The sequence below is a fragment of the Superficieibacter electus genome (assembly GCF_002915575.1).
Classification (GTDB): Bacteria; Pseudomonadota; Gammaproteobacteria; order Enterobacterales; family Enterobacteriaceae; genus Superficieibacter; species Superficieibacter electus.
In genome coordinates this window covers 1-1,707 of sequence record NZ_PQGD01000069.1, presented here as the reverse complement: position 1 = coordinate 1,707, position 1,707 = coordinate 1, and the positions used below count along the sequence as shown (strand labels likewise).

Below are 1,707 nucleotides of genomic sequence, written 5' to 3'. Positions count from 1 at the left end.
ACTGCTCTTTAACAATTTATCAGACAATCTGTGTGGGCACTCAAAGTGACATGGATTCTTAAATGTCTTCGGACAAAAAATGAATACCAAGTCTCTGAGTGAACACGTAATTCATTACGAAGTTTAATTCACGAGCATCAAACTTAAATTGAAGAGTTTGATCATGGCTCAGATTGAACGCTGGCGGCAGGCCTAACACATGCAAGTCGAACGGTAACAGGAAGCAGCTTGCTGCTTTGCTGACGAGTGGCGGACGGGTGAGTAATGTCTGGGAAACTGCCTGATGGAGGGGGATAACTACTGGAAACGGTAGCTAATACCGCATAACGTCTTCGGACCAAAGAGGGGGACCTTCGGGCCTCTTGCCATCGGATGTGCCCAGATGGGATTAGCTAGTTGGTGGGGTAACGGCTCACCAAGGCGACGATCCCTAGCTGGTCTGAGAGGATGACCAGCCACACTGGAACTGAGACACGGTCCAGACTCCTACGGGAGGCAGCAGTGGGGAATATTGCACAATGGGCGCAAGCCTGATGCAGCCATGCCGCGTGTATGAAGAAGGCCTTCGGGTTGTAAAGTACTTTCAGCGGGGAGGAAGGGAGAATGGTTAATAACCATTTTCATTGACGTTACCCGCAGAAGAAGCACCGGCTAACTCCGTGCCAGCAGCCGCGGTAATACGGAGGGTGCAAGCGTTAATCGGAATTACTGGGCGTAAAGCGCACGCAGGCGGTCTGTCAAGTCGGATGTGAAATCCCCGGGCTCAACCCGGGAACTGCATTCGAAACTGGCAGACTGGAGTCTTGTAGAGGGGGGTAGAATTCCAGGTGTAGCGGTGAAATGCGTAGAGATCTGGAGGAATACCGGTGGCGAAGGCGGCCCCCTGGACAAAGACTGACGCTCAGGTGCGAAAGCGTGGGGAGCAAACAGGATTAGATACCCTGGTAGTCCACGCCGTAAACGATGTCTATTTGGAGGCTGTGCCCTTGAGGCGTGGCTTCCGGAGCTAACGCGTTAAATAGACCGCCTGGGGAGTACGGCCGCAAGGTTAAAACTCAAATGAATTGACGGGGGCCCGCACAAGCGGTGGAGCATGTGGTTTAATTCGATGCAACGCGAAGAACCTTACCTGGTCTTGACATCCACAGAACTTGGCAGAGATGCCTTGGTGCCTTCGGGAACTGTGAGACAGGTGCTGCATGGCTGTCGTCAGCTCGTGTTGTGAAATGTTGGGTTAAGTCCCGCAACGAGCGCAACCCTTATCCTTTGTTGCCAGCGGTCCGGCCGGGAACTCAAAGGAGACTGCCAGTGATAAACTGGAGGAAGGTGGGGATGACGTCAAGTCATCATGGCCCTTACGACCAGGGCTACACACGTGCTACAATGGCATATACAAAGAGAAGCGACCTCGCGAGAGCAAGCGGACCTCATAAAGTATGTCGTAGTCCGGATTGGAGTCTGCAACTCGACTCCATGAAGTCGGAATCGCTAGTAATCGTGGATCAGAATGCCACGGTGAATACGTTCCCGGGCCTTGTACACACCGCCCGTCACACCATGGGAGTGGGTTGCAAAAGAAGTAGGTAGCTTAACCTTCGGGAGGGCGCTTACCACTTTGTGATTCATGACTGGGGTGAAGTCGTAACAAGGTAACCGTAGGGGAACCTGCGGTTGGATCACCTCCTTACCTTAAAGAACCTGCCTTTG

At 52.7% G+C, this 1,707-nt stretch carries 1 rRNA gene; it reads left to right on the top strand.

Features of this window, described 5'->3' with window-relative positions:
• The first annotated feature begins 145 nt into the window (after positions 1-145).
• Positions 146-1,687, top strand: a 16S ribosomal RNA gene (locus CHU32_RS27775).
• Positions 1,688-1,707: the final 20 nt, after the last annotated feature.